Here is a 14,510-nt window from a genome sequence, read left to right as displayed (position 1 = left end):
GTCAGGACCTGCTGGCCTTCTCGGCCTCCTTGACCGCCTCGGCCCAGGCGGCGTCCGGCTTGAGCGTCCCGTTCTCCACCCGCCGGATGACGTTCTCCACGTTCACCCGCGTCGGGCCGTTCTTCCTGCCCTGGTACTGCGGGGTGAGGCCCTGCGCCATCTTCGGGAAGATCTGCCCGACCGGGGCGTCGGTGAAGAACGGGTTCTTGAACTCGGCGATCGCCGGGTCGGCGTAGAGGGCCGGCTGCGACGGCAGGTTGCCGACCTTCTTGAAGATCTCGATCTGCTGCTCCGGCTGGACCAGCCACTCCAGCAGCTCGTACGCCTCGTCGACGTGCCTGCTCTGCTTGGGGATGGTCAGGAACGAGCCGCCCCAGTTGCCGCCGCCGCCGGGCACGGCCGCGATGTCCCACTTGCCCTCGGTGCCGGGGGCGGTGTCCTTGATGTGGCCGAGCATCCACGCCGGGCAGGCGAGGACGGCGAACGCGCCGCTGGTGAAGCCCTTGTCCCAGTCGGCCTGGAAGCTGACGAGCTTGGCGGAGATGCCGGCCTGGAGCGCCTTGACGGTGTAGTCGAAGGCGACCTTGGGGCCGCCGTCCATCCGGAGCTGCTCCTGCTCGTCGTAGAAGCCGGCCTGCTGCTGGCCGAGGATCGGGTTGAACAGGTTCGTGCCCGAGTCGATGAACTTCTTCCCCGTCGCGCCGGTGTACTGCTGGCCGACCTCGATGAACCTGTCCCAGGTGGGCCACAGCGCGGAGACCTGGTCGCGGTCGGTGGGCAGCCCGGCGGCCTTGAAGAGGTCGGTGCGGTAGCACATGGCCAGGCCGCCGACGTCGGTGCCGAGGCCGATCTGGGTCCTGCCGTCGGCGGAGAGCGTCTGCTTCCACTTCCACGGCAGGTACTTGCTCTCGAACGACCCGGCGCCCTTGTCCAGCAGGTTGACGAACTTGTCGGACTGACTGCGGAACTGCACGGCGTAGCCCTCGTCGATGGCGGCGATGTCCGCCGCGCCCGAGCCGGCGACGAGCTTCTTCTGGAGGTCCTCGTGCTGGGCGTTGTACTCGCCCGAGTTGAGCTGGATCCTGACGTCGGGGTGCGCGGCCTCGTACCTGGTCTTGAGGTCCTGGAGCCCGAAGTCGCCCCAGAAATTGATCTTCAGGGTGACCGTGCCGCCATCCGCGTCGCCGCCGCCGGTGGTGCTCCGGCCGCTGCACGCGGCCACCAGGGTCAGGCCGACCGCCCCCACGGCGACCGCGCGGGCCCAGTGGCTCCAGGACCGTCTCATGTCATCCTCCGAGCATGGTGGAACGCTCCCGACATCGAGAGACGTTGACTGAACCGGATAAGTGACGCCACCGTACGGGCCGGCTTCAGCAGTGTCAACGGCCGGTTAACTAGGTGCCTTATCCGTAACTTGCCGGCGTCTCGCGGGGGCTTAACCGCGCAAGCGCCGCCCCGGGGCCGCGCCGCGCACGGGCCCCGGCCCCGGTCGGCGGCCGGGCCGGTTGCAGTAGCGTGAGGGCCGCCGGCCACCCCGGCAGCGTGCACCCGCCACGGGGGCGGGCCGAGCAAGTGGAGGAACACGCCGGTGAAGCGGCCGACCATCGCCGACGTCGCGCGGCGGGCCGGGGTCTCCAAGGGCGCGGTCTCGTACGCGCTGAACGGGCAGCCCGGCGTCTCCGAGGCGACCCGCCAGCGCATCCTGGCCATCGCCGCGGAGATCGGGTTCAGCCCGAGCAGCGCCGCCCGGGCGCTCTCCGGTGCCAGCGCCAACGCCGTGGGCCTCGCCCTGTGCCGCCCGGCCCGGATACTCGGCATCGAGCCGTTCTTCATGGAGCTGATCAGCGGCGTCGAGGCCGAGCTGTCCGCCCGCTCGTACGCGCTGACCCTCCAGGTGGTCGCCGACCCCGACGCCGAGATCGCGGTCTACCGCCGCTGGTGGGCCGAGCGCCGCGTCGACGGGGTCTTCGTCTGCGACCTGCGCACCGACGACCGGCGGGTGCCGGCGCTGGAGGAGCTGCAACTGCCCGCCGTGGTGATCGGCGGCCCCGGGCACACCGGCGGGCTGGCCCACGTCTGGTCCGACGACGCCACGGCGCTGGTGGAGACCGTGGAATACCTGGTCGCCCTGGGGCACCGCCGCATCGCCCGGGTCGGCGGGCTGCCCTCGCTGCTGCACACCGAGGTCCGCAGCGACGCCTTCACCGAGGTGTGCCGGCGACTCGGGCTCGACGAGTCGGTCACGGTCTGGTCGGACTACACCGGCGAGGAGGGGGCGCGGGCCACCCGCCGGCTGCTCAGCTCCCCGCACCGCCCCACCGCCGTCATCTACGACAACGACGTGATGGCGGTGGCGGGCCTGTCCGTGGCCCAGGAGATGGGCCTGACGGTCCCCGGCGACCTGTCCATCGTCGCCTGGGACGACTCGCCCCTGTGCCAGCTCGTGCACCCGCCGCTCACGGCGCTGGGCCGGGACATCCCCGCGTACGGCGCGCACGCCGCCCGGCAGCTGCTCCAGGTGATCGCGGGCGAGCCGGTCAGCGGCGTGCAGGGCGAGACGGCGCACCTCACCCCCCGGGGCAGCACCGCGCCGCCCCGGGCACGGTGAGCCGGGCCAGCGTCGACTGAACCGGTTAAGAAGTCACCGGGACGCCGACGGGAACTCCTCGAGGTACGCCTCCACCCGCTCGGCGGTCGCCGGGCGGGCCAGCGCGTGGCCCTGCCCGTACCGGCAGCCGGCCCGCGCCGCCGCGTCGACCTGCGCCGGGGTCTCCAGCGCCGCGGCGACCACCTCCAGGCCGAGCCGTCGGCCCAGGCCGACCACCACGTCCGTCAGCGGCGGCCGGACCGCGCCGGTCCCTCCCGCCACGCCGGCCGGACAGGTCGCGCCGGCCACGCCGCCCATACCGGTCCCGCCGGTCGCGCCGCCCATGCCGGCCCCACCGGGCCGGTGCGCGGACGCCGCCGCCGGGGCCAGCTTCAACAGGTCGACCGGGAGCCGGCGGAGCTGGGCCAGCGAGGCGTGCTCGGCCCGGAAGCCGTCCAGGGCCGTGCGGACGCCGAGCGACCGCAGCCCGGCGAGCCGGGCCACCACCGCCGGCAGCTCCGGGCCGACGCGGGGCTCGGCCACCTCGACCACCAGCCGGTCCGCCGGGACCCCGTGGGCGGCCAGCACCGCCGCCGTGCGGCGGAGGAAGTCCGGCGCGGTCAGCTCCCCCGGGGTGACGTTCACCGACATCCACAGCCGCCGGTCGCCGGCCGACCAGTCGGCGAGCTGGCGGCACGCGCGGTCCAGCACCCAGCGGCCCACCTCGCCGATCAGGTCCAGGTCCTCGGCGACCGGCAGCAGCTCGGCCGGCAGCACCGTGCCCAGCACCGGGCTGCGCCAGCGCAGCAGCGCCTCCGTGCCCACCGGCAGCCGGTCGGCCAGCCCCAGCACCGGCTGGTAGACCAGGTCCAGCTCGCCCCGGGCCACCGCGCCGGGCAGCTCCCGCTCCAGGTCGAGCCGCCGCACCAGCTGCTCCTCCAGGTACGCGTCGTACCACTCGATGCGGTCCCGCCCGAGCTGGGCGGCCCGGCGGCGGGCCAGGTCCGCCTGGCGCAGCACGTCGTCGGGCCCCGCGCCGCGGACCTCGGCCAGGCCGATGTTGGCCTGCAACCGGACCTCGTCGTCGCCCGCCATCCGGTACGGCTCCGCCAGCGCCGCCAGCAGCCGGTTGCCCAGCCCGTACGCGAGCACCGGGCCCGCGTCGGTGAGCACCGCGAACTCGTCGCCCACCAGCCGGGCCACCAGGTCCTCCGGGCCGGCCACGGCGCGCAGCCGGCGGGCCACCTCGACGACGACGGTGTCGCCGAACGCGTGCCCACGGCCGTCGTTGACCACGCCCAGGCCGTGCAGGTCGACCACCAGCAGCGCCCCCGACCGGTCCCGGCGGGCGCGCAGCTCGCGCAGCAGCTCCTGCCGGTTGGCCAGCCCGGTGAGCTGGTCGGTCGCGGCGAGCTGGTGCACCGCGCGTTCCAGCCGGCGGCGCTCGCCGACGTCGCGCACGTGCAGCACGAGCGCGCGGACCTCGGGCACCCCGCGCTGGTCGCTCACCGTGGACTCGGTCTCCCGCCACGCCCCGTGCCCGTCGCACATCCGGGCCGGCAGCAGCGTCGGCCGGTCGCCCGCGAGCACCCGGTCGAGCAGCCGCGCGATCCGCCCCGCGTCGTCCGGGTGCAGCAGGTCGGCGAAGTGCCGGCCGAGCACGTCGGCGTCGGTGAGGGCGAAGAGCCGGGCCGCCGCCGGGGACTGCCAACGCACCCGCAGCGCGTCGTCCAGCAGCAGGATCAGGTCGTTGCCGCCGGAGACCAGGGCACGGAAGTGCGCCTCCTGCGCGGCGAGCCGGCCGGCGTACCGGCGGTTGTCGGCTGCGGAGATCAGCTCCCGGACGACCAGCGGGGGGATCACCGAGAGGCCGAGCAGGACCATGCCGGTGCTGAACGGGCCGTACGCGGCCAGGTGCCCGGCGGCGGCCACGGTGGCGATGCCCGCGGGCGCGCTGACCCGGGGCCAGACCGGCGGCGGGCCCCCCGCCCGCCTCGGGTCGCCGGCGGCCACCCGCCGGACCCCGGCCGCGGTCAGCAGCACGCCGGCCACCAGCGGCGGCACGGTCGCCAGGGCCGCCCGGTCCGGCGCGCCGTAGGCCAGCAGCACGATCAGCGCGAGCAGGCCGAACTGGGCGGCCCCGGTGCCCAGGAGGCAGGCCGCCGCGCCCGGGCGGCGTCGCCAGTCGGCCAGGGCCGCCACGCCGACCGCCGCGAAGCCGAACCCGCCGGACGCCACCGCGATCCGGGCGGCGAGCGGGGCCTGCTCCGTCGGCATCAGCACCCAGGCGGCGAAGTGCAGGCTCAGGCCCAGGCTGACGATGTCCGTCGCGTGGCGCACCCGGGCGCGGGCCGCCAGCCGGGTGCGGCCGGGCAGCAGGAGCAGCCCGACGGTGTGCAGCACGGCGGCGAGGCCGAGCCCCGCCGCGCCGACGGCGACGCGCAGGCCGGCGGCGGCCAGGGGCAGCACGGCGACGGTCAGCCCGACGGTGAGCACCGCCGCGTGGAGCAGCCCGGCGGCGGGACGCACCCGGGGGCCGCGCCACGGGCCGGGCCGGTCGCCGCCGTCCCCGGCGGGGTCGTCGCCGCTGGCCGGGACGACCAGCCGGGACAGCCGGGCCCCGGCGAGGGCGCTGCCGGCGGCACCGGCGAGCGCCACCACGGCCAGCGGCGGGCCCGCGCCGGCCAGCCCGGCGAGGAGGAGCAGCGCCACCACCGCCAGCACCAGCAGGTCGGCGGGGCGCAGGCGGGGAACACCTGAGGGGTACACGTCGGGCACGGCGGTCGCCTTCGTGAGGGGGCACGGGCGGATGCGGTAGGGCGGTGCGTCCCGGCACGGCGGTTGCGGTCGCCGGGCCGGGATGATCGGCGGTGTCGCCCGGCGGACGGGCCTGCCAGCGGCATGGCAGGGCGCGGCGGTTGAACCCGCCCGATACGGGAGAACGATTCATCGTCACCGCCGGACGCGGGCGCGGCCGACCGGGTAGGCGTGATTCGGGTCACTGCGGCCCGCCGGCCATCCGACGCCCGGCCGGCGGGCCGCACCGACCAGGTGGGATCATCTCCAGGTGCGTACCGAGACCGTCCGCTTCCGCCACAACCAGGCGATCCTGGTCGCGGCGGTGATCGCCTTCATCGGGGCCCTGCCGCTGGCCAGCGCCGGGTGGTATTTCGTGCCCGTGCTGCTCGTCCCGCTGGCGATCGGGGTCTGGGCCTGGCGGGCCGGCACCGAGGCCGACGCCCGGGAGCTGCGCCTGCGGGCGCTGGCCGGGCAGCGCCGCGTCACCTGGGACCGGGTCGTCGAGCTGGGCGCCGACGCCCGGGGGCGGGCGGTCGCCCGGCTCGACGACGGCGAGCTGCTCGTGCTGCCCGGGGTGCGCGGCAGCGAGCTGCCCCGGCTCGTCGCGGCCACCGGCCAGACCCTGCCCGGCCCGGCCGCCTGACCCCACCGCCGTGGGCCGGCGGGTCAGTAGCCGTCCGTCACCGCGTTCGCCAGCGGCTCGCCCGCGGCGAAGCGCCGGACCTGCTCGGCCACCAGCCGGTACGCCCGGGGCAGCAGCCCGCGCACCGAGCCGGCGACGTGCGGGGTGAGCAGCACGTTCGGCAGCTCCCACAGCGGGTGGTCGGCGGGCAGCGGCTCCGGGTCGGTGACGTCCAGGGCGGCCCGCAGCCGCCCGGCGGCCAGCTCGGCGACCAGCGCGTCGGTGCGGGCCACCGGGCCGCGCGCGGCGTTGACCAGCAGCGCGCCGTCGGGCATCGCGGCGAGGAACTTCTCGTCGACCAGGCCGCGCGTCGCGTCGGTCAGCGGCACCAGCAGCACCACCACGTCGGCCTCGGGCAGCAGCGCGGGCAGCTCGTCGACGCCGTGCACCCCCTCGGCGGGGCGGGCCGTCCGGGCGACCAGGGTGAACGTCACCTCGAACGGGGCCAGCCGGGCCCGCACCGCCGCGCCGATCGACCCCGCCCCGACGATCAGCACCCGCTTGCCGGCCAGCTCGTCGGTCGGGCAGAGCCGGTCGTACGCCCACTCGCGGCGGGACCGGGCGACGGCGAAGTCGGGGAAGCCGCGCACCTGGGACAGGATCGCGGCGACCACCCACTCGGCCGTGCCGACGTCGTGCACGCCCCGCGCGTCGCAGAGCGTCACCCCGGGCGGCACCCGGCCCGCCCAGGCGTCCGCGCCGGCCGAGAGCAGCTGCACCACCCGCAGGTCAGGAAGCTCGCCGAGCAGGGCGGTGGCGTCCACGCCGGAGAGGAACGGCGGCACCCAGAACCGGACGCCGGCCACCCCGGAGGGCAGCCGCGACGGGTCCTCGGCCACCTCGACGGTCACCCCGGGCGGCACCTCGCCGAGGAGGGCGCGGCCGGCGGGGTGCGGGATCCAGACCTTCACGAACGCCGACGATAGCCGGTGCGGGCCCCCGTCGCGGCACGGCCGGGGCGGCTAGGCTGGGCCGGGTGAGCACCGGTGCCCCGTACCACCGCAAGAGCCCGCTGCGGGCGGTCGTCGCGGCATCCTGCGCGGCGCTGCTGCTGGCCGCCGCCGGGTGCAGCTTCGGCGAGCCCGAGCCGGACCCGGCCGGCGAGCCGCCCAACCTGCCCACCCCGTCGGTCTCCGCGCCCGCCGGGGCCGGTCAGCAGGTGGTCACCACGGTGCTGGCCAAGGGGCTGCGGGTGCCGTGGGGCATGGCGTTCCTGCCCGACGGCGGGGCGCTGGTCACCGAGCGGGACAGCGGCCGGATCCTCCAGGTCGGCCCCGGGTCCGGGCGCGAGGGGCTGACGGTCACCCCGGTGCGGACGGTGCCGGGCGTGGTGCCCGGCGGCGAGGGCGGGCTCATGGGGATCGCGGTCTCCCCCGACTACGCGACCGACCAGACGATCTTCGTCTACCACACCGCCGCGAACGACAACCGGATCGTCAAGCTCGACCTGGACGGGGCGCCCACCCCGATCCTGACCGGCATCCCCAAGGCCGGCATCCACAACGGCGGCGGGCTCGCCTTCGGCCCGGACGGCTTCCTCTACGCGAGCACCGGCGACGCCGGCAACCGGGAGGCCGCGCAGGACCAGAAGAACCTGGGCGGCAAGATCCTGCGGATCACCACCGCCGGCAAGCCGGCCCCGGGCAACCCGTTCGCCGGCTCCCCCGTCTGGTCCCTGGGCCACCGCAACGTGCAGGGCCTGGCCTGGGACGCCGGCAAGCGGATGTACGCCGTCGAGTTCGGCCAGAACACCTGGGACGAGATCAACCAGGTCACCAAGGGCGGCAACTACGGCTGGCCCCAGGTCGAGGGCCAGGCCGACGACAGCCGGTACGCCGACCCGCTGGTGCAGTGGCCCACCTCCGACGCCTCCTGCTCGGGGCTCGCGGCGGCCGAGCGGCTGCTGGTCACCGCCTGCCTGCGCGGGCAGCGGCTGTGGCTGGTCGAGCTGACCGACACCGGCACCGTGCTCGGCCAGCCCCGGGAGCTGCTGACCCGCCGGTACGGCCGGCTGCGCGGCGCGATCGCCGCCCCGGACGGGTCGATCTGGGTCACCACCTCCAACCACGACGGGCGGGGCCAGCCGGCCCCCGAGGACGACCGGATCCTGCGGCTCGTCTTCACCGACGGCGGCGCGGGCCGCAGCTGACCCGCCGCCGCCAACAGGGCCGGAATCCCGGGTTTGCCAAGATCCTTCACTGGGCAGGTCAGAATCTCAGCATGGACGGGCAGGAGAACGAACAGCGCAGCACCGGCGAAGCCGTGCCCCGCAGGGCCGGGCGCGGCCGGGTCCGCCGGGCGGGGGTGGTCCTCGCCGTCCTGGTGATCGCCCTGGCCGGGGCCGTCATCGGCACCCTCGCCGGCGGGCGGGTGCACACCGACATCGGGCCGTTCCGCGCGCAGCTGAGCATCACGCCTTCGCTGGAGGGCGGCACCACCGTCGACATCCCGCCGCTGGGCGCGCTCCAGCTCGACAGCCACGACGGGCCCACCCACCTCACCGTCGGCCTGGGGGCCCTCGACCAGCGGCGCACCGAGGCGCTGATCGACGACCCGGCGAGCATCAGCCGGGCCAGCCAGTCCGCCGTCACCGACGTCCGCAACGGGGTGCTGCGCCTCGGGCTGCGCACCGTCGGCGCGGCGGTGCTGGTCACCCTCGTCCTCGCCGGGCTGGTGTTCCGCGACACCCGGCGCACCGCCTGGGCGGGCGGGCTGTCGCTGCTGGTCACCGCCGGCAGTCTCGGCCTGGCCGCCTCCACCATCCGGCCGCAGGCGATCGAGGAGCCCCGGTACGAGGGGCTGCTGGTCAACGCGCCCGCGATCGTCGGTGACGCCCGACGGATCGCCAACGACTACACCAAGTACGCCGAGCAGCTCCAGCGCCTCGTCGGCAACGTCAGCCAGCTCTACACCACCGTCTCCGCGCTGCCGGTGTACGAGCCGGCCCCCGGCACCACCCGGGTCCTGCACGTCTCCGACATGCACCTCAACCCGACGGGCTGGCAGCTCATCCGCACGGTCGTGGAGCAGTTCGGCATCGACGTGGTGATCGACACCGGCGACATCACCGACTGGGGCAGCGAGCCCGAGGCGTCGTTCGTCGGCTCGATCGGCCTGCTCAAGAAGCCGTACGTCTACATCCGGGGCAACCACGACTCGGGCAAGACGGCCGCGGCGGTGGCCCAGCAGCCCAACGCGATCGTGCTGAACAACTCGACCACCACCGTCGCCGGGCTGACCATCGCCGGCATCGGCGACCCCCGGTTCACCCCCGACAAGGAGACCTCCCCGGCCGGCAGCGGCCTGACCAGCGAGGTCGCCAACCAGGTGATCGGGGCCGGCGATCAGCTCGCCGCCACCGTGCGCAAGTCGCCCAGGCCGGTGAACATCGCGCTGGTGCACGACCCGGCGTCGGCCGGCCCCCTGTCGGGCACCTGCCCGCTGGTGCTCGCCGGGCACACCCACGCCCGGCAGATCTCCAAGCTGCCGCAGGCGCCGGGCCAGATGCCGACGCAGCTCATGGTGGAGGGGTCCACCGGCGGCGCGGGGCTGCGCGGCCTGGAGGGCGAGAAGCCCACCCCGCTGTCGATGACGGTGCTCTACTTCGACAAGGACAAGCTGCTCCAGGCATACGACGACATCACCGTCGGCGGCACCGGGCAGGCGCAGGTCAACCTGGAACGGCACGTGGTGCAGAACCCGAAGGCCGGCGACCAGGTGCCCGTCACCCCGACCCCGACCCGCTGACCCGGCTGCCCCGACAGCGTCCCCGCCACCCGCGCCCGCCCCCGCGGCCACGCCACCCGTGCCCGCACCACTCGCGGCCACGCCGCCACCGCCTCGCTCACCGCGCCGCCGGATTCGGCCCTGCCACCACGGCCCTGCCACCACGACCCTGCCAGCACGGCCCTGCCAGCACGGACCACCACGGACCTGCCGGCACGGATCTGCCACGGGCCTACGGCCCCACCGGCCCGCAGGCCACGGCCGCCCGTGACATCGGGTAACCGAACCACGCCGGGCGACACACCTCCTCGGCTCCTTTGCTCTGCACCCATGGACGCAGCAGTCACCCTCGGCAATCAACCCCGAGGGGCATCGCCGGGATACGCCGACCGTTAGCGCTGGTCAGCGCCAGTGTTGCATCCCTGGGTGCAGAGCAAAGGAAAGGTGGGCGGGGTGAGGCCGGCGGGGGATGCCACGGAAAGTGACGACGAGGCACCCGACACGGAGCGCGACGGGCCATGCGCCGCCAGGGCTGGGCCGGCGCGGCGGCGCAGCCCACGCGGCAGCGCAGCCCACGCGGCGGCACGGCCCACGCGGCGGCGCGGCAGAGCAGCGGCACCGCAGGGCCGGCGGCGGGTAGCGGCGTAGCAGGGCCGGCGGGCAGCGGCGCGCAGCAGGCGGGCGGCGGGCGCGGCGGGGGCGGGGGCGGGGTCAGCGCAGCGAGAGGGCGGCCAGGGCCGCGTTGACGATGCTGCCGGGCAGCAGGTCGTGCAGCTCGTACAGCTCGCGGACGCTGCCCGACTGGCCGAACTCGTCCACGCCCAGCGGCACCGCCGGGGCGCCCACGGCCGAGCCGAGCCAGGCCATCGCGTGCGACGCGGCGTCGTGCACCGTCACCACCGGCACCCGGTCGACGAACGCCGACCGCAGCGCCCCCGGCACGCTCGGCACGGTGGCCGTCCGCACCCCCTGGCGCAGCGTGCGCTGCCACGCCCGGTAGAGGCGGTCCAGGCTGGTCACGTCCACCACGTGCGCGGCCACGCCCTCCTCGGCCAGCTCGGCGGCGGCGGCCAGCACCTCCGGCAGCACCGCGCCGGAGGCGGCGAGCTGCACCACCGGCGCGTCGGCCAGCTCCGGGTACGTCGCGTGCGCGTCGACCAGCCGGTACGCCCCGGCGACCGCCTGCCGGCGCAGCACCGCGTCGCCCAGCCGCGCCCGGGCCGCCTCGAAGGGCGCCTGGTCGATCGGGCGGGTGCTGAGCCGGAAGTAGTACGCCCCGTCCTCGACCGGCGCGGCCGTGCTGGCCGGCGTGCCACCGGCGGCGATCTGCCCGAGGGCGTCGCAGAGCAGCCAGTCGAGGGTGGCCGCGTACGCGGGCTCGACGAACGTCACCCCGGGCAGCTCCAGCCCCACCGACGCGGTGATCGTGGACTGGTGCGCGCCGCCCTCGGGGGCGAGGGTGACACCCGACGGGGTGCCGGCGACCACGAACCGGGAGCCCGAGTAGGTGCCGTAGAGGAACGCGTCGAGGCCGCGCAGCACGAACGGGTCGTAGACGGTGCCGACCGGCAGCAGCGGCTGCCCCGACAGGTCCCACGACAGGCCGAGCTGGCCTAGCAGCAGGAACAGGTTCATCTCCGAGATGCCCAGCTCGATGTGCTGCCCGGCGGGGCTCTCGGTCCAGCGCAGCATCCGGTCCTCCGTCCAGGACCGCTGCTCGGTCGGGGCGAACACCCCCGTCTTGTTGATGAACCCGGCGAGGTTCGTCGAGGTGGCCACGTCGGGCGCGGTGGTCACCAGGTAGGGGGCGACGGCCTCGTCGCGGGCCAGCTCCACCAGCACCCGGCCGAAGACCTCCTGGGTGGAGACAGGCCTGCTCGCGCGTACCCTCGTGGTTTCCGGCACGGCGACCGGCAGCGCCCGCCCGGCCGGCGGTCGGGACAGCGCCTCCCGGCGCGCGCCGGCCCGGATGCCGGCCGGCGACGCCGGGTCGAGGCGGTCCCACTCGGTGGCGGGGGTCAGGCCGTGGGCGGCGCGCAGCGCGTCGACCTGCGCGGTGGTGAGCAGCGCCGAATGGTTGCGGGGGTTGCCGGCGATGGGCAACCCCCAACCCTTCACGGTGTACGCGAAGACGACGCTGGGCCGGTCGGTGACCGCGTCGCACTGGGCGTACGCGTCGAGCATCGCCTCCAGGTCGTGCCCGCCCAGGTCGGTGACGAGCGGGGCCAGCTCGTCGTCGGCGACGTCGGCGATCAGCTCGGCGATGCCGGCCGGCGCGCCGTCGCAGAACCGCTCCCGCAGCGCCGGCCCGGCCAGCCCGAACAGCGACTGGTACTGCTCGTTGGGCATCGCGTCGATCCAGTCGCGCAGCGCCTCCCCGCCCGGCCGGGCGTACGCCCGCGCGAGCCGGCGACCGTACTTGACCTCGACGACGTGCCAGCCGGCGGCCTCGAACTGGCCGCGCCACTGGTTGATCCGCACCCCGGGGACGACCCGGTCGAGGGACTGCCGGTTGAAGTCGACCAGCCACATCACGTTGCCCAGGCCCGTGGTGGCCGGGTCGGCGACGGCCTCCCAGATGTTGCCCTCGTCCAGCTCGGCGTCGCCGATCAACGCCACGAACCGGGAGCGGGGGCGCGCGCCGAAGTGCGCGTCGACGTACCGGCGGGTGACGGCGGCGAACAGCGGCGCGGCGGCGCCGAGGCCGACGGAGCCGGTGGAGAAGTCGACGCCGTCGGGGTCCTTCGTGCGTGACGGGTACGACTGGAGGCCGCCCCGGGCACGCAGCCGCGTCAGGTAGGACCGGTCGAGGTTGCCCAGCAGGTATTGGATCGCGTGGAACACGGGGGAGGCGTGCGGCTTCACCGCGACCCGGTCGGCGGCGTCGAGGTGCGCGAACCACAGCGCGGTCATCGCCGTGACCAGCGACGCGCTGGACGCCTGGTGCCCGCCGACCTTCACCCCGTCGCCGGTGTCCCGGTCGTGGTTGGCCGCGTCGACGATGCGGGTGGCGAGCCAGAGCACCCGCCGCTGGATCTCGTCGAGGACGTCGAGGTCGTGCTGGTTCACGGGGTTGCTCCATCCGGGCGTCGCCGTTGACGCCCCGCGCGGGGGGTGTGGGGGTGTGGGGGTGTATGTGGGTGGGTGGGCGGGCGGGGCGTTAGGAGGGGGCCCTTCCTATACAGAAAGCGTTAACAAGGGTCCCCTCCTTGCACCTCAGGCGCCGAGGCGGGAGAGGATCAGCTCGCGGACCGTCTTCGCGTCGGCCTGGCCACGGGTGGTCTTCATGACCGCGCCGACCAGCGCACCCGCCGCCGCGACCTTGCCGCTGCGGATCTTCTCGGCGATGTCCGGGTTGGCGGCGATCGCCTCGTCCACGGCGGCGGTGAGCGCGCCGGTGTCGGAGACGACCTCCAGGCCCCGGTTGGTCATGATCTCCGTCGGCGAGCCCTCGCCGGCCACCACGCCCTCCAGCACGGTGCGGGCCAGCTTGTCGTTGAGCTTGCCCGCGTCGACGAGGCCCTGCAGCTCGGCGACCTGGCGCGGGGTGGCCCCCACGTCGGCCAGCTCCACGCCCGTCTCGTTGGCGCGGCGGGACAACTCGCCCAGCCACCACTTGCGGGCGGCGGCGGGGGTGGCCCCGGCGGCGACGGTCGCCTCGATCAGCTCGACCGCACCCGCGTTGAGCACCGACTGCATGTCGGCGTCGGACAGGCCCCACTGCTCCTGGAGGCGGCGGCGGTGCAGCCGGGGCAGCTCCGGCAGGGCCGCCTTCAGCTCGGCCACCCAGGCGGCGTCCGGGGCGAGCGGCACCAGGTCCGGCTCCGGGAAGTAGCGGTAGTCCGTCGCGGTCTCCTTGGACCGGCCCGGGGTGGTGTCGCCGGTGTCCTCGTGGAAGTGCCGCGTCTCCTGGGTGATCCGGCCGCCCGCGTCGAGCACCGACGCCTGCCGCAGCATCTCCGAGCGGACCGCCCGCTCCACCGAGCGCAGCGAGTTGACGTTCTTGGTCTCGGTGCGGGTGCCCCACTCCTGACCGGGCAGGTTGAGGGAGGTGTTGACGTCGCAGCGCAGCGACCCCTCCTCCATCCGCACGTCGGAGACGCCCAGCGAGCGGATCACGTCACGCAGCTCGGTGACGTACGCCCGGGCCACCTCGGGGGCCAGCGCCCCGGTGCCGGGGACCGGCTTGGTGACGATCTCCACCAGCGGGATGCCGGCCCGGTTGTAGTCGACCAGCGACTCCGTCGCGCCGTGGATGCGGCCGGTGGCCCCGCCGACGTGCAGGGTCTTGCCGGTGTCCTCCTCCAGGTGCACCCGCTCGATGCCGATGCGCACCAGCTCGCCGCCCACCTCCACGTCGAGGTAGCCGTCGACGCAGAGCGGCTCGTCGTACTGGCTGATCTGGAAGTTCTTCGGCATGTCCGGGTAAAAGTAGTTCTTCCGGGCGAACCGGCACCACGAGGCGATCGAGCAGTTGAGCGCCAGGCCGATCCGGATCGTCGCCTCGATCGCCGCCTTGTTGGCCACCGGCAGCGAGCCGGGCAGGCCCAGGCAGACCGGGCAGACCCGGGTGTTCGGCTCGCCGCCGAAGTCCGTCGGGCAGCCGCAGAACATCTTGGTGTTCGTGCCCAGCTCGACGTGGGTCTCCAGGCCGATCACCGGCTCGTAGCGGGCGACGACGTCGTCGTACGCGGGCAAGGTCGTGGTGCTCATCGG

General features: G+C 75.2%; 9 protein-coding genes. 4 read left to right on the top strand and 5 right to left on the bottom strand.

The genetic code is table 11. The annotated features are described in order from the left end of the window. Window position 1: 1 nt before the first annotated feature. Entirely contained in the window at window positions 2-1,285 is a 1,284-nt protein-coding gene (locus tag O7628_RS20240; RefSeq protein ID WP_178063726.1) for an extracellular solute-binding protein, read from the bottom strand. 303 nt (window positions 1,286-1,588) lie between these two features. Here O7628_RS20240 and O7628_RS20235 point away from each other — a divergent pair, with 303 nt between their 5' ends. Then, window positions 1,589-2,608 (top strand): LacI family DNA-binding transcriptional regulator, encoded by a 1,020-nt coding sequence (locus O7628_RS20235; protein ID WP_278132807.1) that lies wholly within the window; start codon window positions 1,589-1,591, stop codon window positions 2,606-2,608. A gap of 33 nt (window positions 2,609-2,641) precedes the next feature. Here O7628_RS20235 and O7628_RS20230 read toward each other — a convergent pair whose 3' ends face one another. Further along, a complete protein-coding gene (locus O7628_RS20230; protein ID WP_278136358.1) occupies window positions 2,642-4,864 on the bottom strand; it encodes an EAL domain-containing protein in 2,223 nt (740 codons plus the stop codon). Window positions 4,865-5,654: 790 nt separating this feature from the next. Here O7628_RS20230 and O7628_RS20225 point away from each other — a divergent pair. Next, a complete protein-coding gene (locus tag O7628_RS20225) occupies window positions 5,655-6,029 on the top strand; it encodes a PH domain-containing protein (protein WP_278132805.1) in 375 nt (124 codons plus the stop codon). 23 nt (window positions 6,030-6,052) lie between these two features. Here the strand turns inward: O7628_RS20225 and O7628_RS20220 are convergent, their stop codons facing one another. Further along, window positions 6,053-6,979, bottom strand: a complete 927-nt coding sequence (locus O7628_RS20220; RefSeq protein WP_278132803.1) for a 2-hydroxyacid dehydrogenase — start codon at window positions 6,977-6,979, stop codon at window positions 6,053-6,055. A 65-nt stretch (window positions 6,980-7,044) separates the two neighbouring features. On the opposite strand from O7628_RS20220, the gene O7628_RS20215 reads away from it, so the two are divergent. Continuing rightward, window positions 7,045-8,217, top strand: a complete 1,173-nt coding sequence (locus tag O7628_RS20215; protein ID WP_278132801.1) for a PQQ-dependent sugar dehydrogenase — start codon at window positions 7,045-7,047, stop codon at window positions 8,215-8,217. Between the two features lie 71 nt (window positions 8,218-8,288). After that, window positions 8,289-9,815, top strand: a complete 1,527-nt coding sequence (locus tag O7628_RS20210; RefSeq protein WP_278132799.1) for a metallophosphoesterase — start codon at window positions 8,289-8,291, stop codon at window positions 9,813-9,815. Between the two features lie 690 nt (window positions 9,816-10,505). Here O7628_RS20210 and O7628_RS20205 read toward each other — a convergent pair. Together O7628_RS20205 and gatB are read right to left on the bottom strand one after the other, a co-directional pair. After that, window positions 10,506-12,863, bottom strand: a complete 2,358-nt coding sequence (locus O7628_RS20205; protein WP_278132798.1) for a pyruvate dehydrogenase — start codon at window positions 12,861-12,863, stop codon at window positions 10,506-10,508. A gap of 147 nt (window positions 12,864-13,010) precedes the next feature. Then, window positions 13,011-14,507 carry an Asp-tRNA(Asn)/Glu-tRNA(Gln) amidotransferase subunit GatB gene (gene gatB / locus O7628_RS20200; RefSeq protein WP_278132797.1) on the bottom strand — a complete coding sequence of 499 codons (1,497 nt, stop codon included), beginning with the start codon at window positions 14,505-14,507 and terminating at the stop codon, window positions 13,011-13,013. Between the last annotated feature and the right edge of the window lie 3 nt (window positions 14,508-14,510).

The organism is Micromonospora sp. WMMD956 (genome assembly GCF_029626125.1).
Taxonomy (GTDB): domain Bacteria; phylum Actinomycetota; class Actinomycetes; order Mycobacteriales; family Micromonosporaceae; genus Micromonospora; species Micromonospora carbonacea.
Note: the sequence above shows the minus strand (reverse complement) of the source record. Positions and strands in the feature narration are given on the sequence as shown.